The 18,163-nt window shown below is 36.9% G+C and carries 20 protein-coding genes; 11 read left to right on the top strand and 9 right to left on the bottom strand.

What is annotated here, in order from left to right:
• Positions 1–9 precede the first annotated feature (9 nt).
• A complete protein-coding gene (gene nagA, locus PEPE_RS08525) occupies positions 10–1,155 on the top strand; it encodes an N-acetylglucosamine-6-phosphate deacetylase (RefSeq protein ID WP_011673854.1) in 1,146 nt (381 codons plus the stop codon).
• 752 nt (positions 1,156–1,907) lie between these two features.
• Here the strand turns inward: nagA and PEPE_RS08520 are convergent.
• Both PEPE_RS08520 and PEPE_RS08515 read right to left on the bottom strand, forming a co-directional pair.
• Entirely contained in the window at positions 1,908–2,360 is a 453-nt protein-coding gene (locus PEPE_RS08520; RefSeq protein WP_002834159.1) for a MarR family winged helix-turn-helix transcriptional regulator, read from the bottom strand.
• Between the two features lie 224 nt (positions 2,361–2,584).
• Entirely contained in the window at positions 2,585–2,854 is a 270-nt protein-coding gene (locus tag PEPE_RS08515) for a hypothetical protein (RefSeq protein ID WP_011673853.1), read from the bottom strand.
• Between the two features lie 248 nt (positions 2,855–3,102).
• Here PEPE_RS08515 and PEPE_RS08510 point away from each other — a divergent pair, with 248 nt between their 5' ends.
• The 4 genes from PEPE_RS08510 (at position 3,103) to PEPE_RS09030 (ending at position 5,103) form a co-directional block, all read left to right on the top strand.
• Positions 3,103–3,312: a DUF1659 domain-containing protein gene (locus PEPE_RS08510; protein ID WP_002834156.1), complete on the top strand. Its 210-nt coding sequence runs from the start codon at positions 3,103–3,105 to the stop codon at positions 3,310–3,312.
• A gap of 62 nt (positions 3,313–3,374) precedes the next feature.
• Complete coding sequence (locus PEPE_RS08505; protein WP_002834155.1) at positions 3,375–3,599, top strand: DUF2922 domain-containing protein; 225 nt, start codon at positions 3,375–3,377, stop codon at positions 3,597–3,599.
• A 190-nt stretch (positions 3,600–3,789) separates the two neighbouring features.
• Positions 3,790–4,002: a P8 family protein gene (locus PEPE_RS08500; RefSeq protein WP_002834154.1), complete on the top strand. Its 213-nt coding sequence runs from the start codon at positions 3,790–3,792 to the stop codon at positions 4,000–4,002.
• 210 nt (positions 4,003–4,212) lie between these two features.
• The gene (locus tag PEPE_RS09030) at positions 4,213–5,103 is read left to right on the top strand and encodes a hydrolase (protein ID WP_011673852.1); all 891 of its coding nucleotides are present in this window, start codon (positions 4,213–4,215) and stop codon (positions 5,101–5,103) included.
• Between the two features lie 54 nt (positions 5,104–5,157).
• Here the strand turns inward: PEPE_RS09030 and PEPE_RS08490 are convergent, their stop codons facing one another.
• Positions 5,158–6,576: a C69 family dipeptidase gene (locus tag PEPE_RS08490; protein WP_011673851.1), complete on the bottom strand. Its 1,419-nt coding sequence runs from the start codon at positions 6,574–6,576 to the stop codon at positions 5,158–5,160.
• Between the two features lie 116 nt (positions 6,577–6,692).
• Between PEPE_RS08490 and PEPE_RS08485 the strand changes: the two genes are divergently transcribed.
• Entirely contained in the window at positions 6,693–7,316 is a 624-nt protein-coding gene (locus tag PEPE_RS08485) for an endonuclease III domain-containing protein (RefSeq protein WP_002834150.1), read from the top strand.
• 71 nt (positions 7,317–7,387) lie between these two features.
• Entirely contained in the window at positions 7,388–8,686 is a 1,299-nt protein-coding gene (locus PEPE_RS08480; protein WP_011673850.1) for a D-serine ammonia-lyase, read from the top strand.
• A 52-nt stretch (positions 8,687–8,738) separates the two neighbouring features.
• Here PEPE_RS08480 and PEPE_RS08475 read toward each other — a convergent pair whose 3' ends face one another.
• Together PEPE_RS08475 and PEPE_RS08470 are read right to left on the bottom strand one after the other, a co-directional pair.
• The gene (locus PEPE_RS08475) at positions 8,739–10,550 is read right to left on the bottom strand and encodes an FtsX-like permease family protein (RefSeq protein WP_011673849.1); all 1,812 of its coding nucleotides are present in this window, start codon (positions 10,548–10,550) and stop codon (positions 8,739–8,741) included.
• Positions 10,551–10,561: 11 nt separating this feature from the next.
• Complete coding sequence (locus PEPE_RS08470) at positions 10,562–11,320, bottom strand: ABC transporter ATP-binding protein (RefSeq protein WP_002834147.1); 759 nt, start codon at positions 11,318–11,320, stop codon at positions 10,562–10,564.
• A gap of 159 nt (positions 11,321–11,479) precedes the next feature.
• On the opposite strand from PEPE_RS08470, the gene PEPE_RS08465 reads away from it, so the two are divergent.
• Positions 11,480–11,770: a hypothetical protein gene (locus tag PEPE_RS08465; RefSeq protein ID WP_011673848.1), complete on the top strand. Its 291-nt coding sequence runs from the start codon at positions 11,480–11,482 to the stop codon at positions 11,768–11,770.
• 41 nt (positions 11,771–11,811) lie between these two features.
• On the opposite strand, the gene PEPE_RS08460 is transcribed toward PEPE_RS08465, so the two are convergent.
• Positions 11,812–12,375 carry an LOG family protein gene (locus tag PEPE_RS08460; protein ID WP_011673847.1) on the bottom strand — a complete coding sequence of 188 codons (564 nt, stop codon included), beginning with the start codon at positions 12,373–12,375 and terminating at the stop codon, positions 11,812–11,814.
• A gap of 318 nt (positions 12,376–12,693) precedes the next feature.
• Here PEPE_RS08460 and PEPE_RS08455 point away from each other — a divergent pair, with 318 nt between their 5' ends.
• The gene (locus PEPE_RS08455) at positions 12,694–14,628 is read left to right on the top strand and encodes an acyltransferase family protein (protein ID WP_011673846.1); all 1,935 of its coding nucleotides are present in this window, start codon (positions 12,694–12,696) and stop codon (positions 14,626–14,628) included.
• A gap of 51 nt (positions 14,629–14,679) precedes the next feature.
• On the opposite strand, the gene PEPE_RS08450 is transcribed toward PEPE_RS08455, so the two are convergent.
• The 3 genes from PEPE_RS08450 to PEPE_RS08440 are packed head-to-tail and all read right to left on the bottom strand — an operon-like array spanning position 14,680 to position 16,321.
• Positions 14,680–15,408 carry a hypothetical protein gene (locus tag PEPE_RS08450; RefSeq protein WP_011673845.1) on the bottom strand — a complete coding sequence of 243 codons (729 nt, stop codon included), beginning with the start codon at positions 15,406–15,408 and terminating at the stop codon, positions 14,680–14,682.
• 27 nt (positions 15,409–15,435) lie between these two features.
• Positions 15,436–15,645, bottom strand: coding sequence for a hypothetical protein (locus PEPE_RS08445; protein WP_002834141.1), 210 nt, complete (start codon positions 15,643–15,645; stop codon positions 15,436–15,438).
• Positions 15,646–15,703: 58 nt separating this feature from the next.
• Complete coding sequence (locus PEPE_RS08440) at positions 15,704–16,321, bottom strand: DedA family protein (RefSeq protein WP_011673844.1); 618 nt, start codon at positions 16,319–16,321, stop codon at positions 15,704–15,706.
• Between the two features lie 200 nt (positions 16,322–16,521).
• On the opposite strand from PEPE_RS08440, the gene PEPE_RS08435 reads away from it, so the two are divergent.
• Positions 16,522–17,412, top strand: a complete 891-nt coding sequence (locus tag PEPE_RS08435; RefSeq protein ID WP_011673843.1) for an ABC transporter ATP-binding protein — start codon at positions 16,522–16,524, stop codon at positions 17,410–17,412.
• A complete protein-coding gene (locus PEPE_RS08430; RefSeq protein WP_011673842.1) occupies positions 17,396–18,145 on the top strand; it encodes an ABC transporter permease in 750 nt (249 codons plus the stop codon). Before PEPE_RS08435 ends, PEPE_RS08430 begins: the two co-directional genes overlap by 17 nt.
• The last annotated feature ends 18 nt before the right edge of the window (positions 18,146–18,163 follow it).

Genomic DNA, 18,163 nt, shown 5'->3' with positions numbered 1-18,163 from the left:
GCGAGAAGTTTGGAATATTATATTCATGCAGAAAAATTCTTTTTAGGTAGTAATGTAGAAATGGGAGGTTATCTCCAAGTTGTTGATGGTAAATTTGGTAGATATCAAAAAAATCAACCAGATGGAGATATCGTAGAATATAGTGATAAATGGATAGCTCCTGGGCTAGTGGATACCCATATTCATGGCTTGTTGAATCACGATGTGATGGATGCAAGTGCTGAAGGAATTGAGGCCATGGCTAATGGGCTACTAAAATGTGGGGTAACTTCGTGGCTGCCAACGACTTTAACGGCTAGTTCAGAACAGTTGAAAGAAGTGGTTCAAGTAATTAGCAAGAACCTTGATCACTTTGAAGGGGCTAAAGTTCAAGGTATTCACTTTGAAGGACCATATTATACTGAAAAACATAAAGGGGCTCAAAATCCGAAATACTTCGAAAACCCTAGTATTGAAGAATTTCACGAATGGCAAGCAGCAGCTAATGGCATGATTCGTAAAATTTCGATTGCACCAGAGCGTGATGGTGCAGTAGAATTTACGGCTCAAATTAGCTCTGAAGGGGTTACGGTAGCTTTAGGACACAGTGATGCAACCTTTGAACAGGCCAAGGCTTGTGTTGAGGCTGGGGCAACCATGTTCACTCACACATTTAATGGGATGAGTGGATTAGATCATCGCGAACCTGGTATGGCAGGTGCAGCTCTAAGCTTACAAGGTGTAACAGATGAATTAATTTGTGATGGGCACCATGTGAATCCATATGTAGTCAAGATTCTACTGGATGCCAAAACTCCTAGTAAGGTAGCTTTAGTTACGGACTGTATGAAAGCTGGTTTAATGCCAGATGGCGACTATATTTTAGGAGAATTTCCAGTTATTGTGCAAAACGGTACGGCTCGTTTGAAAGATAGCAGTCATAGTTTAGCAGGCAGTATCTTACTATTAAAAGACGCCATAAAGAACGTGGTTGATTGGAATGTAGTTACTCCTGAACAAGCTATACAGATGGCCACCGCAAATGCGGCCGATAGCGCAGGAATTGGGAGCAAATGTGGACACATTTTACCAGGCCGCGATGCTGATTTTATTGTGTTAGACCGAGAAATGAAGCTAGATAAGACATACCTAAATGGCGAAAAAGTGGTTGGATAATAATTATTACAAAGACGTAGTAGAGGATAACCCAAACCTCTTCTACGTCTTTTTGATTGTTTAGGGGTGTAGGAAGTTTTTTAATAAATGAAGTAATAACCTTAAACGTCCTAGATTAAGGTTAGGAACTCGGAAAGAAGTGAGGAATAAAGCAGTAGAGACAGTGAAACACCCCTCTAGGGAAGTAGATGGGTGTTTCTTTGGGTAAGAATATTACGTCACGTAGTTTGGGAAAGCTGTGCTTCGGGAAGTACTACGCAACTAGGGTAAGAATATCTAATGGATGATAATCGGCTTAGGGAGTTACCTACATCCATTAGATTATCTATAATATACTTCAAGTTGGAAACGCTGTCAATGGTTAATAGGGTATAATGATGATTTTTTTAAATAATTCAGTTTGATTAAATTACGCACAAATATAAATTCTAAAGCAACAAAAAAAGTAGATCTGGGGAAGCAGATCCACTCTTTGGGTAAGAAGGGTATATGAGCACTAATAGGGTACTTGAAAGGCTCATTCAATACCCATACTAGAGCAATTATGGGCTGGGAAACCTATGTTCTAGTACACCTACAATATACCTCTAACTGAAAACGCTGTCAACCAAATGATCCCCCCATATGTGAGAAATTAGATAGGTTTCACGTGAAATCATATCGTTTCCAACATTTTAAAAATGCGGAGGTAATGATTGCTTTTATTTTTAAGATGAACTCTGGGTATCAGCTAGAAAGAGATGCAATTAAAATTATCTATCATTTAGTTCTAAACTTCTATCCGTAAAATTTTTTGCTATATGTTGTGAATATTGCATAAACTCTTTAATATCTGCTGGCGAAAAATCTTTAAAAGCGGTTTTTTCCACATCGTTCCATACCTTAGCGGCCTGAATAGCTAACGCCTTACCTTTAACGGTCAAACTAATTATGGTTACCCGCTTATCTTCAGTAGATTTATGAGCATTAATTATTTCAGCTTTTAGTAATCTTTTTACAGATTTAGCAATCGTTGAATGATCCACACAGAGCGCTTTAACCAGCTCATTTTGTGAGCGGTTATCTTTGCGCAATAGCTCTACCAGGATTAAATCTTGCCCCGGATAAAGTCCAAGTTTGCGTATTTCTTTGGTGGCGAGGTTTCGATGACTCAATACCAAATTTATAATTGATGATCCTAACGGAAAATCAAGATTAATGTCCATTATTTTCCTCCATAACCAGCGCCGTGTTTAAACAAACATGGTGATGTTGTTAAATTTCTTTCTATATTATCAACCAAATTAAGTTAAGTTTCAATAAAAAGGTTGCCAACCACTTAAACTCAAATTTAAGCACGTTTTCCTACAATAAATGTTGTTTTATATGCAAGATGATCCAGGAAGTTAGAGACATAAAGTAAGAACTATAGGTGTGATACAGAGGAGGGCTATTTTTTACGAAGGTGGGTCTGTTCGGTCTTTTGTTCATTTTTTTGATATTGATTGTCCCAAATGCTGAGGAGGAGAATTTCTCCCACAACGAGAATAATTAAAAAGGCCCAGAAACTAGCTTTTTGAGCAATTAAATAATAGTACAGCATACTGCCCGCAAATAAAATTGGAATTACTGCACCTGAATATTTATATTTAATACGACTGCAGAGGTACTGTAGCCCTGCAATAGCGATAATAAGTAAAGTTCCAATTACGCTACTCATAATAAATATTTTCTCCTTTGATTTGGTAGACATTGATACTTATTGTTCTAATAAACTAATTATAAAAGGAGATTAACTTAAAATCTATGTTAGCTATTAAAAGTCATCAAAGCTTAACATAGTAGTCTATCCAAATAAGATATAAAAAATTTAATAGATTTAGTTTACATTTTTAATTTTGATTCGTTATTAGTAAGTGTAAGTCGTCGCGACACTTATATTAAATGATAAGAAATGAGGATGAAAACATGGTTAAAACTTGGTTGAAAACAGGAATCAGTATCACAATGGAAGGCCCAGATCATGAAAAAGGGGTTCGAAGAGCTTTTTCAAACGTGGCGCAAACAGTCACTGCCGAACAAGTAACGGAACTAGCTAAAACACTTGAAATGGTGTCTACTGATAATGTAACTGATGCTCAAATTACAACAACTGAAAAAGTTATCCTAGAAAAGTAATCAAAACTAAATAAACCAATTGGCATTCATATATCAAGCTTAAAAATTTTGGAGGAGTAACTATGAAACTATTAGACTTAGAATTTACTAATGCAGCTGGGAAAGCCCAACATCTAAAAATTAATTACGTAAAACAAGGTTTGGATGAAGCAACTGTTCGACAAGCAATGGACAAATTAAGTGCGGCTAAGCTATTTCAAAAAGATGGTGAAGACATGTATGTAACACCAAAAGCAGCGCAATACGTAGAAACAATTCACGAACCTATCTTTACAGAAAATAACTAAAATTTAAAAGTCACGGCAGAAATATAGTGTCCTTAAAAGATAGAATTTGGGGACAACTATAAAAAAGCTGTGGCTTTTTATTTAACAAAATTTAAAACTGGTGTTATAACATAGTCGTGGGGTGCAACAAAAATGAACGACATCATTATTATCAGATGATGTTCACCCACGCATTTTGGAGGCTTTTAATATGGCAACAACATTAAAAACAGAACTTCTTGATCAAAAGATGACAGAGGTATTTGACTGGAGTAACGATCAAACGCCATTAAGAGACGCAATGTGGAATCATGTAATGGATGACAATGGTCATGATACGATGAAGACCATTGCGGAGGCCAAAAAGTGGGAAAATATGAACGATGCAGAGCTCAAGAAAACTGCAGAACAAATGTTAAAGTAAAATCCTAAGGCCTATAAATTCACCTTTAAAAAACTGGAGTAAGCGTATTAATTATGCTTATTCCAGTTTTTTTGTTTTTTCAAGTAAATTTAAGACCAGTAATTAAATTATTTAAATTTGGGAAAATGTTACAAAAAATAAACATTGTATAGACGTCAATTGCTGGTTATAATCGAACTGGCATATATAATTTTAAAGGGGTATAGATGAGTGACATTTCACGGTAGGCGATTAAATCGCAAAGGAAAAATCTGGTTGACGGGATTTTTGCTAATTGTATTTTCGATCACATTATTGATTGTAGAAGTGCACCATCTTTTACACTCGCGCTCTGAGACTACAACGCACATTACAACCAAACAAGCACCAAATTCAGGATTTAGTAAATATATGGATAAAAAAGTTGGCAAGTTAAGCCAAACGAATACTGATTTAAAAAATGAAAATTTTGATTTTACCATTTATGATGTCGCCAAGCAAAAAACGTATCGTTGGAGTCAAGGCAAGATTAGCCAAATGTATACAGCAAGTACCGTTAAAGTTCCAATTTTAATTGGATTACTCCATCAAGATGCTAAATTAACAGCTAGTGATAAAAAATTAGTTGCGGGAATGATTCGTCAGAGTAGTAATGCTGATGCTACGGCTATATTTAAAAAAATGGGTGGAGTTAGCGGATTAAATGCTACTTTTGCTAGACTGGGGATGGATCATAGTCAAGCTAGTAGTAAGTGGTGGCTTTCAACAGTTAGTTCCGAAGATTACATTAAATTATTGAAATATCTTTTTGTAAAGTCGAGCAAAATTAGTCGTACAGGTCGCAATTATATTATTTCAGAGATGTTTCAAGTTAATTCAAAACAACAGTGGGGAATCAAGGGCTTTAGCGATACACCTAATTTCTTAGCCAATAAAAACGGCTGGACCTTATCTGGAAGTTGGATTATGAATTCGATTGGGGCTGTCGAAGTTAATGGACATCTCTATTTGATATCCATTCTGAGTGATAATCATCCAGATGGTCAGGGGAATGTGGGGCTCAAAACAGCTAAAAAAGAAATGACGTCGCTGGTGCGCATGGCTGGTGAATACATCTTATAAAACAAAAAATGATGAACGCTAAACTTTAAGGTTTAGCGTTCATCATTTTTAATATTAGAGATTTTTGTCCATGTTAAAGGTTAGTTTTGATAATAACAAACCAGAAGCTAACAAATCGTTGAAATGGTTCATCGTACGTTCTTTCATTGCTTTAACAGTAGCATGGTTGGCTTCTGTTAAGAATTGAGTTAGCGCATCGCCTTGTAGGTTAGCAGCTTGAGCATCAATTTTAGCAACGCGTCCACGAAGGAACTCTTTTGAGGCGGTGACGTAATCAACGTTGGTTTGGATGAAGTTACTGTAGTGTCCTTCAACTACTGAGCCAACGGCACGATACATCCAGTAAGCGTCATCAAGGTTCATAGTAGCTTTAGTAGCACGATAGCTAGGATCTGTATCGGTCGCATTATTGAAGAAAGGTACGTAAGGGCTGAATGCTGGAACCCCGAAGTTTAGCCAGAAGATAGCTGAACGATCTTCGGGGACATCATTACGAATTTGAAGTACGTGAGAATTTTGAGTACGGTTCATTGAAATTGGACGGAACTTCAATCGATCAGCGTCAGCACCATGACCAAATGGATCGTACTTAGTTTCGTTATAGTGTGAACTTAAAATGGCACCGACATCTTCCACGGTGATTTTACGGCTAGCTTGACGAATAAATGGTAAGTCTGAAGATTGTGGGTCTTGTTCAATCTCTGGATTCAAATAACGTTGGCCATACCAAACACGAGGAGTGTTGTAATGACGGTCTTTTTCTGTATCTGTACCGAAAATACGACGGAAATTCCAGCCTTCGTGATCAAGGTTTAAATGATGTTCTTCAACAAATTCTTGTATGCCATCTGACCACATGAAATTATCAGGATCATCGAAATCGACTTGTTGAATGGCAACTTGGTTGGCAGCTACCGCATAAGAATCATCAGGAATTCGTTGAGCTACCCAATGATGACCAGTAACAATTTCCATGTACCAAACATCATTTTTGTCACTAAAAATCACACCGTTACCTTCAGGCGAACCATATTTAGCGATTAATTTTCCTAAATATTCAACGCCTTCTCGAGCAGAATCGATGTATGGTAGGACCATCGTAGGCATTGTATCTTCAGCTAAACCATTAGGAACCAAAGGATCGTAAGCCAAAGTATTTGGGTTACCGTAAACACTTTCCGTAGCACTCATGGCTACGTTTTTTTCGTTAAAACCACTTTCGTCGTAAATACCATCTTTATCGGGATCAATATTAGGAACGGCACTATGGCGATATCCGTTAGCTGGTAATTTGGCTGTGAAACCATTTTGAGATGAAACGATGGTTTCGTCTACACCTGTTTCAGCGGGATGCATATAAAAACGATGTGGAGCTAGTGGTAAAAATGTATCGTCATTGCGGGCAACCATAGTTGAGCCGTCAATTGAAGCATTTTTTCCGACTAGAACAGTTGTACAAGCTTTTTCAATCATATATTTAAATTCTCCTTAAAAACTTATAGTTGTTTCCAAGTATATTCTAACGCTAATTTTAGATTTATAGTGTTTTTTTGGAAAAGAATTATAATACATAGAGGGAGGAGACTGACATGGAAATTCCAACGATTTACAAGATGATGTATCAGAAAATGGGTAAACAGCCGTGGTTGGAAGAGTGGCAAGAATCGCCATGGGAAGTAGTCTATGGTGGCATCCTAGTCCAAAATACAAGTTGGGTCAATGTCGCACCAAGTTTAATGAATTTAAAGAACAACTTTAATTTTGATCCACATCGGATTTTGCGGCTTAGTAATGAAGCGTTACAAATTCAAATCCGTCCCAGCGGTTTTTATACGCGAAAATCGCAAACCATCCAAAATGTCCTAACTTGGGCACAAAAATATCAGTTTTCAATCGAAAAAATTGGAGCATTGCCAACGTTGCGCCTACGTAAAGAATTATTGGCTTTGGTGGGGATTGGTCCAGAAACGGCGGACTATTTGATGATGTACGCATTTGACCATGCAGGTTTTATAGCTGATAAATATAGCCAACGAATTTTTGAGTGGATGGGGCATCCATTACCATCTAAGTATGAACAGGCCAAAAAAGAAGTTGAAGCAGCAATTAATTTAACCGATGAAGAATGGAAAAATTTTCACGCGATGATTGTTAATTCTGGTAAAGAAATTAAAACTAAAGAAGAATTTGTGAATGAATACATTAATTCTTGAAATAGGGGTTAGCAAAGCATTCTAGGCGTTGTATACTAAATGTGAATACAATAACGAGGAGATAAAAAATTATGATTGATGTTGATGCTCTAAGCAAAAAATATCCAGCGATTAAGCAGATGCAAGCTTACGAACCAATTTTTTGGAAGAACCTGAATTATAAAAAGGAAGCTGAATTACCGGTTGGAGTTGAACATATCTTCGATGCTGAAGCTCGTTTTCAACGGTTTGCACCTTATTTTGAGGTAGCATTCCCAGAAACTTTACCAACACATGGAATTTTAGAATCCCCTTTGCTCAAAATGGATAAGATGAAGGCTGTTTTAAATGCCGAAGCTCAAAACCAAGTTAAGGGTGATTTGTATCTTAAGGCTGATAATTATCTACCAATTTCGGGCTCAATTAAGTCACGTGGTGGAATCTACGAAGTGTTGAAATTTGCCGAAAAAGTAGCAATGAAACACGGTGAAATTGTATATGGTGATAATTATGCTAAATTAAATGAACCACGCTTCAAGGATTTATTTGGACAATATGGAATTGTCGTGGGCTCAACGGGAAATCTTGGACTATCGATTGGTATTGTAGCTTGTAAACTAGGTTTTAGAACTAGCGTACATATGTCGAGCGATGCCGCTCAATGGAAGAAGGATATGTTACGTGAAAAGGGCGTTAATGTTGTTGAATATAACGACAATTTCACTCATGCTATTACAGAAGCACGTAAATCTGCTGAAGCAGATCCTATGGCTTACTTCATCGATGATGAAGGGTCGTACGATTTATTCTTGGGATATTCGGTTGCTGCAGTTCGTCTTCAAGCTCAATTGAAGGCTCAAAATATCAAAGTTGATGCAGAACATCCATTATTTGTATATCTACCTGCTGGAGTAGGTGGCAGTCCCAGTGGTGTAGCCTTTGGTCTAAAGAAGATTATTGGCGAAAACGTTCATCCAATTTTTGCGGAACCAACTCATATTCCATCTGTTTCACTAGGAATGATGACCGGCTTAAATGATCAAATTTCAGTTTATGATGCTGGAATTGATGGAGTAACTAAGGCTGACGGTCTTGCTGTTGGGCGTCCATCTAGAATTGCTGGTAAGATGATGGATACATTATTATATGGAATTCAAACTTTTGATGATCAAAAGATGATGAAGAATGTTGCAGAATTGCATGACTCAGAAAATGTGGATGTTGAACCATCAGCTGCTTCTGGTTTTACGATTTTAGATGACGTTCAAGCTCAATTGGAACAGGATTATCCAATGGAAAATGCTAGCCATATTGTTTGGGCGACGGGTGGTAGCATGGTGCCTAAGAATGATATGGACCAGTATGTGGCTGAAGGACATCAAGTTAAATAATTGAATACTAGGATATAAAAAAAGGTGAACCTCTATGGGTTCACCTTTTTATTTATTTCTTTTTAGGCAATACGATTAATTTATATAACCAAGTTGTTAGGAAGTAATACAACAGATATAGTACAACAAAAATTATGATTGGATATTGGATGTTTTGATAAGGATTATTATTGAAGAAGCTCTTAAACATTTGGAGTCCAAAGAGTACATCAATAATTCCTAGGATACCTGGAAGTGCAAATAGCACAAAGATTTCACGATTGATACTTTGGTTTAGTAGAGAGCGACGAGTACCAACCTTAGTTAGCAAGTTATAACGAATCCGGTCTTGTTGAGTTCCAGAAAGAATCTTGAACATCAAGCAACTTGCTAGCATTGCTAGGAATGCAATTCCTAAGAAGTAGCCGATAAATTCTAGTCCACCATAGATCCCACTAATCATTAAGAAGGCAGGGAAGGTACCAGCACCAATGCCAGTTTCATCCATTGTTGGATAAGCTTTAAGTTGGAGATGGTTTAACTTCTCTAAAACAGTACGGTTCTCAGCAATACTTTTAACCGTAATTAAACTAACAGAACCTTTTTTGGCGTTAATTTTATTAAAATCGTTTGTGGCATAGAATTTAGGAGCCGTGTCTAAAACAGAACCACCTAAACTTACAAAATCAAATTGGCTGCTAACTTCTTTTTTAAGCTTGCTGACAGAAACTGGAATGTTTTTATACGTATTCATAGTACCAGACTTACTTTGAGTTGTTTCAACAATCTTATATGGATGTTGAGCAAATTGATCTTCATTATAAATAACGTGGTTACCACTAAACTTTTGGTCATATTTAACGACTGTACGATCAGATAATTGTTCGATCAAACCTTGCTCTTTAGCTGTTGGATTGTTAATAGCAATAGTATAGGAACTATTACTTTTAGCCATTGAATCGATTTGACGGTTGAACGCAGAGCCCACGGTAATGGCCCCTAATGCTAAGGCGAACAAGAGGGACGTAATTGTTAAAATCTTAGTGTAATCCTGAACGCGGAACATAATTTGAGATAAAGTAAAATTGTTTAATTTACGACGTGCCCAATTAGATTTCTTAAGACGTTCAATAATAAGAATCATGCTTGAGTGGAAAATTAAATAACTCCCTAGCACGATAGTAACTAGGGCAATTGGAATAGAAGTTAATTTGAAGGTAGCAATTTGAGCTAGAGCATAGTAACCAATTCCAATTAAAATTACTCCAAATATTCCCGCAAAGTAAAGCCCAATTCCATGAGCCTTAATTTTGTTAACTGTATCATTTTGTTTAAGCAATTTGAGTACCGGAGTACGAATTAATGATTGAAGATTAAAAATTGCGGCAATGATAAAAAGTACTAAGTATAAAACAATGGTTGTCAGTACTGCTTTAAAATAGAATGGGTTAAAATGATGAAGCGCAATTCCAAGGTGTGAGAATAGTAACTTAGAAAGTCCCCCTGTTAAACCAATTCCCAGCAGTAAACCGATTGCGGTAGCAATGGCACCAACGACTAAAGTTTCGAAAACCATCAATGTTCCTACACGACGTTTTTTGGCTCCTAACATCATAAATAAACCATAATCGTGAAGTCTCATGTTTAATAAGAATGAATTAGCGTACATGACGTAAACTAAAGTGATAATTACGAGTAGTACCTCACCAAAATAAAAAACAGGAACAGCGAATCTAAAAGTAGTATTACTTTTAATAAAGCTTTCGTTGGTTGCCAAGTTGGCAAACATATAAAAGATAGCGGAAGACATTACAAGGCCGGTCAAGAGGACGATGTAGTCTCGTAATCGATTTTTGATATTTGAGAGTGCGAGTCTAGATAACATTTGTTCGCCTCCTATTGTTCAAAAGTTCCGAGTTTTTCAAGAATATCTTGGTAAAACTCAGTCCGTGAAACTCCGTTACGACGTATTTCTTGACCAATAACGCCATCTTTAATGAACAAAATCCGATTACAGAAACTAGCTGAAAAGGGATCATGAGTAACGAGTAAAACAGAAACGTTTTGTTTTTGATTAATGTCAGTTAGAAGTTCAAGCAACTCACGAGCACTATTAGAATCAAGTGCTCCAGTTGGTTCATCTCCTAATAACAGTGCTGGTTTGTGGACAATTCCACGGGCAGCTGCCACTCGTTGCTTTTGTCCACCAGAAAGTTCTGTAGGATACTTCTTTAAAAGGTCTTGAATGGATAGTGTTTCAGCCACAGCAGTAACCGCTTGGTTAATGGCACTTTTTTTAACCCCTTGAAGTGATAGAGGAAGCGCAATATTTTCTTCAGCTGTTAGTGTTTCTAGCAAATTAAAATCTTGGAAAATAAATCCAATTTCATTTGCCCGGAAATCCGCAATTTTGTCGCCTTTAAGGGTAGTAACATCTTGACTATTAATCATGACCTTACCACTAGTAGGTTGGTCTAAGGTAGCAAGCATATTGAGCAAAGTTGTTTTACCAGAGCCGGAAGCCCCCATGATTCCGACAAATTCGCCTTGTTCAACATTAAAATCAATTCCTTTTAATGCCTCGTATTGTTTTTCGTTTTTCCCCCCGTAAGTTTTACGTAAACCCGAAACGCTAACGATTGGTTGATTAATCATAAAAATCCTCCTCCTGAATCACTTAATTACTTGTGTAACTAACTATATAGATAAGGGAGTAGAATGTCAACTACAAAGTTTTTCGCCAATATGCTAGATAAATTGTTACAATAGTTTCAGAAAGCGTTTTCTATTAGAAATAATAAGGAGTGGACCCCTATGCTACATATGATTGGAATTATATTAACGATGTTATACGGCGGTTTTTTGATTTTTAGTGCCTACAGGATTGGGGTACAAGTTGAAACATGGATTACAGCCTTAAATGTTATTGTAGGTGCCTTGATGATTTTGACGTTGGTTCAACCGTGGCTGGGAATTATCGGATTGATATTGGCGTTACCAGTGGCATTAATTAATGGACAACTAATTTTTTTCAATATCAATTGGAATCATTTTATAATTCGAATAATTATTACCATTGGTTTAATTGTAATGATGCTGAAATAGGAATTTTGTACAAAAAAATGCGCTAGATGCGCATCATCGGGTTAATATTCACGAATTTTTGGTGGAACATAGGTGTCCATAAATTCTGCAATTTGTTCAACGGAATCACTGAAAAGGAGCTTTTGCCGAGCTTGACTGGTAAGAAAACCTTCGACCACCATATGATCATACATGTTTTGAAGATTATCATAGTAGTGATTAGTATTGAAAAGGACACATGGCTTATTATTGTCACCAATTAAAGACCAAGAAAATACTTCAGAAATTTCCTCCAACGTGCCGGGACCTCCAGGTAAGGCAATGAAACCATCTGCCATATCCATCATTAATTGCTTACGAATTGACATATCTTTGACTACTTGGAGATTTGAGATAGCTTGATAGCTTGCGCCCCGTGCTGCTAAATTTTCAGGAATAATACCATCGACATGACCACCATTTTCAATGACAGTTTTGGCGATGATTCCCATCAAACCAAATTGCCCACCTCCGTAAACTAAGCCAATATTATTACTAGCCATCCATTTACCTAACTTACGGGCGCTGTTAGCGTAGGTTGGATTGTTGCCGGCGGCTGCCCCACAATATACTGCAATTTTTCTCAAAATAATCACTCCTTAAGACAAAGTTAAATTAATCTTATCATCAAAATTTAAGCGCGAAAAGTGAATTAGGTAATCGTTAATTTAAATTCATTTAGTAACTTCGTTATTTATAACAGCAATAATGTTAAAGTTGTGTCATAATAATTAAGTGCTTTTTGAACTTTTAATAAAAAAAGTGAGAACATTATAAATAACGCATAGGTAAGGGTCTAAAGCCGGTACTTTAACAAGTTTAAGAATACGCAGCATTTGGGTATTCCGAGGAATAGATTGTGGGGAATAAAATTTGGTTTATTTAAATGTTAGAGGTGCGAAAAGATGAGAAGATCTGACTTACATGGGACTTCTATTGAGATTGAGCGAAAGAATGTAGGAGAACGACGCTATATCACAGGCTTCGATGGACTACGAGTGATGGCATTGCTAGGAGTTATTTTTTACCATCTGATGCCTTTTACCGTTCCTGGAGGATATTTGGGGGTTCCCATCTTTTTTGCCGTTTCGGGTTATCTGATTACAGATATTTTTATACAAGAATGGGATCGAACCGGAAAAATAAAATTGGGTTCTTTTTACATACGGCGATTACGTCGACTATATCCGACCCTAGTTATGGTTTTGGTAACAAGTACAGCCTATATGACACTTTTTGCGCAAAACCTACTATCCCATATTAGAAATATTATTTGGACTAATTTAGTATTTGTGTATAACTGGTGGCTTGTAAATAATGGGCAGTCCTATTTTGATCGCTACAATGGAGAATCACCATTCACGCATTTATGGTATTTATCGGTGTTGGCCCAGTACTACTTTATTTGGCCATTGATACTGATAGTATTATTGAAAATTTTTGGAGAACGTCGTGTTCAAGCGAGTGGAATTCTATTTTCTCTTAGTATCATTTCATCGATGCTGATGACCATTCTCTATCATCCAGATACAGTTAATCGAGTTTATTATGGTTCAGACACACGAGTTGCACCATTTTTGATTGGAGCAGCGTTAGCTTTTATTTGGCCGTCGACTCGCTTGAAAAAAGCGTTAAATGCGAGAACTAATTTAATTGCTAATATACTGGGTGGTATATTAATCCTAGTCATGGGAATTACATTCTTTACTATGCCGGGAACCACCGCAACGCCGTATTATGGTGGAATTTTCATATTCTCTATTCTGGCCGTTTTAATGATTGCAATCATCGCTCATCCGTCGTTTATGTGGAATCGCCTGTTGACTAATCCTGTATTCAAATGGTTGGGAAGTCGGTCTTATGGGATTTATATGTATCAACTACCAGTAATGATTTTTTACGAACAAAAAGTTACTAATATTGCGGCTCATCCAGTTTTAAACACTTTAGCACCACTAGTAATCATCTTAGTAATTAGTGAACTTTCTTATCGTTATATTGAAATTCCACTAGCTAAATTTGACTATCGGCAAACTTTTGCACTATTGAAAAAGATTTTTGATTTGAAATCTAACTTACAATGGCGTCGATACTTGGCAATTCCAGCTGTTTTAGTAGTTTTAATTGCTCTATTTGGTGCAGTTACTTCACCAGAAAAAGTGGTTCAAAAAACAGATGGATTACAAACTAAATTAGCTAAAAATAGTAAAGAGGCCGACAAGAAAAACAAAGAAGCTTTGGAAAAACAAAAGGAAACTAGTGCAGCCAAAACGAAGCAAAAAAAGGCTAAACTAACGAAACAAGAAAAAGAAATCGCTAAAAAGTATCAGTTGACTGATCAAGAAATGAAATTTGCTGCCGTAACTCCATTAACCGGAGTGGGGGATTCCGTTCTCGAAGATACGGGAGCAGACTTGCAGGAAATTTTTCCAACAGCTTATATGTCATCAAAAGTTGGACGGCAGGTTGATGAAGCGCCTGGTATTATTGCCGAATTAAAACGTCAAAAAACTTTAAGTGATAATGTCCTAATTAATTTAGGGGCCAATGGTCCGATTTCTGATAAGGACGTTAAAGCAGTCGAAGATGCGGTAGGTTCTAAACGTCATATTTTCTGGGTTAATGTCCATGTTCCAACGAAGACATGGGAAGGATCGGTAAATAAGACGTTAGATAAAGCGACTAAGCAATACAAGAATTTGACAGTAATTGACTGGTTTACACCTTCTAAAAATCAACCTGGTTGGTTCTATGGAGATTATGTCCATCCTAATCCTGATGGTTCCAAGCAATATGCAACAATTGTTGCTAAAAAAATCATTAAAACATTGAATAAATAAAAAAGCTTTGGTAAAAGGTTGTTAGCATTCACGATGGAATGCGCCCTTTTATCAAAGCTTTTTTGGACTTTGAAATGAAAAATGATGTCTAAAGGTTGGAACTACGTGTTGATCGGACCAACCTTGAACGTAACCTTGGGTAATAAAGGCCCAAACAGTTCCGAAACCAAATGACCATAATCGGCCGCCGTTAGCAAAGCAGCTAAGAGCGGTGATGATAAGTGGTGGGACATAACTAGCCCATTGTGAAACTGAGGCTAAACCGTGAAGATATCTAAAACGTAGAATGTAGGAAAGATCATCGTTGGGATGCATAATCAAATTCGCCCGTTGATAGAGTGAAACAGCTACAGCCACGCCCAATAAACCAATAATATCCAGAATAACAGAAGTTAAAAGCTGCCAAGGATGTTGAAAATTAGCTTGCAACTGGCTGATTTTTAAAGTATCACTCCAAAAAGGGGTGAACCATTGGACGAGATAACTAAACGGTACAACAAATAAAATGTTGCGGGCAAAACGAGCCCAATCCAAATGGCGCGATAAAAGCATGGTCAAAAAAGCTACTGAAACTCCGTATAAAACTAAAACCGTTCCCATCACGTGATTAGCAATTGCAGGGCTGGTGGTATGAGCTACCCAATGTGAGAGATTCACTGCAGAACCCGTCCAGACGGCGCTACCTAAACCCGTAGCAATGGATAAAGCGTTGGCCGCCGAATTTAAAATAATAGATATGACAAGCCAAAAGAAACGTCTTTTGACGTCAGCAGTTTTCAAAAAAATTCATCTTCTTCCTAGGACCGATTAATCCGTTTTAGCTTGTCCTAACCAGAAGTAAAGCCAAGGTCCGATAGGTTGAATAAATACTAAAGCTAACCACAGACCACGCGACCCATGACGGAATTTTTTGGCAGTAATAATATCTTTTAAAGCAATAAAAAGACCGGTAATTTCGAAAGCCACCACTGGAGCAAGACGTTGTTTTTGACGCTTAGTAGGTAGATGCTTGTGCATAATGATTCCTCCTAGCTGAATAAGTTAGGTTAATTCTAACATGAAAGCGATTACTAGGTTAGGATTTTACTCGAATTCGTTTGAAATAGTAGACGATAGCTGATCCAGCAAACAGCACGATCAGAACGATTAAAACTAAGCTTGAGTAGGAGTCGATTGTAGCTGATACTTCGGACCAAGCCTCACCTGCCAGTCGACCAAGCAGAATGAGTACAACATTCCAAATCAACGTTCCCAGTGTAGTTAATAAAACAAAGATTTTCCAAGGCATTCTAGTCATACCCGCTGGTAAAGAAATTAGGCTCCGAACGACGGGAACAAAACGGCCAAAGAAAATCGTTTTGGAACCATGTTTGACAAAGAAATTATGAGTTTTGGTAACGTCGCTATGTTTTAAACGTAGGATTTTACCAAGGCGGCTACTGATTAGACGTCCTAAGCGTTCGACGGTTAGATAACTTCCAATAATATATAGAATCACTGCCCCAATCACCGCTCCAATTGTTGCTGCAAGGACACTACCCCAGACGGTAAGTTTGGAAGAAAGGGTAATGAAGCCGGCAAAAGTCAAAATCACTTCTGAAGGGATGGGGGGAAAGACGTTCTCCAGTGTAATTAGCAAAATAATTCCTAAATAACCAAAGTCGTTTACGAAATTAATAATGTATTGTTCCATTGGGGTCCTCCAAAGAATATTTTGTCACTATTTTCCTATTATTATTCAGATGTTGGAGCTTAAAGTCTATGAAAATCCATTGGAGTTAAGTGAACTTAAGAAGTTCTTAGAAAGTATGACATTTGTCATATTTTTTGGTGACAAGCAGTACTAGGGAAACGAAGAGGTATTTTCTATGATATAAGCATGGGGGAATAATTATGACAAATGCAATCATCGTAAATAACTTAAAATTCAACTACGGCAATCAACAAGTTTTACAAGACGTTAGCTTTGAAGTCCAGCCGGGGAAAGTTGTTGGTTTAATTGGTGAAAATGGAGCCGGAAAAACCACGCTTTTAAGAATCTTATTAGGCTTATTAAAAACAAATATGAAAGTATCAATTTTAGGACATCGTCCAGGGATGAGTCAATCAGTCGCATCAATGTTTCAAGGTGACTTAAAGTTACCTGGCGTGAAAGTTGGGGAAATTTTGGCGGAGGTAGCAGCTCAATATCCTAATCCTAAAGCTCCCCAAACGGTATTAAAAGAATTAAATTTAAGTGATTTAGCGCATCATTATTTGAACGATTTATCGGGCGGACAGTTGCGACGAGTTACCTTTGCAATGACTTTAGTTAGTAATGCAAGTTTGATTTTTCTCGACGAACCTACCGTAGGAATGGATGTTAACGCTCGCCAAGATTTTTGGATTAACGTTGATCGAATGAAAAATGAAGGAAAAACGATATTAATTACGAGTCATTATTTAGAAGAAATCCAACAGACGGCTGATCAGATTTTAATCTTAAAAGATGGAAAAATTGAGTTTGATGGTACTTTGAATGAACTTCAGAAACAATATTTAACCACCCAGATTAGTTTTGAAACTAAACGTGAAGGATCTATTTTTAGAAAACTAACTCAAGTTCAAGCGATTAAGCAAACTGGAAATAAAATAAAAATTAGTAGCACTAATGGAGATGCAACGTTAAGAGACTTAGTACCATATTTAGAGGAAATTCAACATTTGAACATCATCGATGCTTCACTAGAAAATATTTTTCAAACTATTACTCGAGGAGAAAAAAACAATGCAGAAGATGATTGAACAACTGAAATTTGATGGAAAAAGATTAATTTTTCGAAATTATGGCTTCGTGTTCTTTTCATTGCTGATGCCCACGGCCTTTTACATCCTATTTACGCAAATTAATAGAGTCCAAATTAAAACGTTTAGTGCAGAATATATGGGGAGCATGATGGTTTACAGTATTTTAATTACTGCCATTATGGGCGTTGGCAATTTTATGGAGCGAGACCGTAACCAAGGATTAATTACGCTTTTAAAGATTACTAATCGTAATTTAAATCATTATTATATTTCGATTTGTTTTTGGAGTTTGATGATGAACATCTTTACGATTGTTATTTTAGGAACGACGGCGATTCTGATCAATCATGTTGATTTAAGTACTATGCAATGGATAACTATATTAGGACTAGTTTGGTTAGGTCAAATACCTCTGTTACTACTTGGAATTGCCATATCACATGTTAAACGACAAGAAACTCTAACAATTTTAGGAAACTTAATTACATTTCCAGTGGCTATTTTAAGCGGGCTTTGGTGGCCAATTCAAATTTTACCGCAGTGGGTTCAAAATATTGGTAATAAATTACCAACCTATTTTTTGAACGATATGATTAGTAGCACAGTGAATAATGCTAAAATTAACTGGAATGACGTTCAGGGTCTAGGAGTTTGGATAGTTGGATTGGTCGCCGCAATGACAGTAGGAACAATTATCACACGACGAAAGGGTAGATTGGCTCGTGGTTAAAAATAAATGGAATTTTAG

Origin of the sequence: Pediococcus pentosaceus ATCC 25745 (genome assembly GCF_000014505.1) — a bacterium.
GTDB lineage: Bacteria > Bacillota > Bacilli > Lactobacillales > Lactobacillaceae > Pediococcus > Pediococcus pentosaceus.
Note: the sequence above shows the minus strand (reverse complement) of the source record. Positions and strands in the feature narration are given on the sequence as shown.

Coding starts and splice junctions, on each gene's coding strand:
- PEPE_RS08520 (WP_002834159.1), bottom strand. CDS start 2,360: ATGGACATTAATCTTGATTTTCCGTTAGGATCATCAATTATAAATTTG.
- PEPE_RS08515 (WP_011673853.1), bottom strand. CDS start 2,854: ATGAGTAGCGTAATTGGAACTTTACTTATTATCGCTATTGCAGGGCTA.
- PEPE_RS08510 (WP_002834156.1), top strand. CDS start 3,103: ATGGTTAAAACTTGGTTGAAAACAGGAATCAGTATCACAATGGAAGGC.
- PEPE_RS08505 (WP_002834155.1), top strand. CDS start 3,375: ATGAAACTATTAGACTTAGAATTTACTAATGCAGCTGGGAAAGCCCAA.
- PEPE_RS08500 (WP_002834154.1), top strand. CDS start 3,790: ATGGCAACAACATTAAAAACAGAACTTCTTGATCAAAAGATGACAGAG.
- PEPE_RS08490 (WP_011673851.1), bottom strand. CDS start 6,576: ATGATTGAAAAAGCTTGTACAACTGTTCTAGTCGGAAAAAATGCTTCA.
- PEPE_RS08485 (WP_002834150.1), top strand. CDS start 6,693: ATGGAAATTCCAACGATTTACAAGATGATGTATCAGAAAATGGGTAAA.
- PEPE_RS08480 (WP_011673850.1), top strand. CDS start 7,388: ATGATTGATGTTGATGCTCTAAGCAAAAAATATCCAGCGATTAAGCAG.
- PEPE_RS08475 (WP_011673849.1), bottom strand. CDS start 10,550: ATGTTATCTAGACTCGCACTCTCAAATATCAAAAATCGATTACGAGAC.
- PEPE_RS08470 (WP_002834147.1), bottom strand. CDS start 11,320: ATGATTAATCAACCAATCGTTAGCGTTTCGGGTTTACGTAAAACTTAC.
- PEPE_RS08465 (WP_011673848.1), top strand. CDS start 11,480: ATGCTACATATGATTGGAATTATATTAACGATGTTATACGGCGGTTTT.
- PEPE_RS08455 (WP_011673846.1), top strand. CDS start 12,694: ATGAGAAGATCTGACTTACATGGGACTTCTATTGAGATTGAGCGAAAG.
- PEPE_RS08445 (WP_002834141.1), bottom strand. CDS start 15,645: ATGCACAAGCATCTACCTACTAAGCGTCAAAAACAACGTCTTGCTCCA.
- PEPE_RS08440 (WP_011673844.1), bottom strand. CDS start 16,321: ATGGAACAATACATTATTAATTTCGTAAACGACTTTGGTTATTTAGGA.
- PEPE_RS08435 (WP_011673843.1), top strand. CDS start 16,522: ATGACAAATGCAATCATCGTAAATAACTTAAAATTCAACTACGGCAAT.
- PEPE_RS08430 (WP_011673842.1), top strand. CDS start 17,396: ATGCAGAAGATGATTGAACAACTGAAATTTGATGGAAAAAGATTAATT.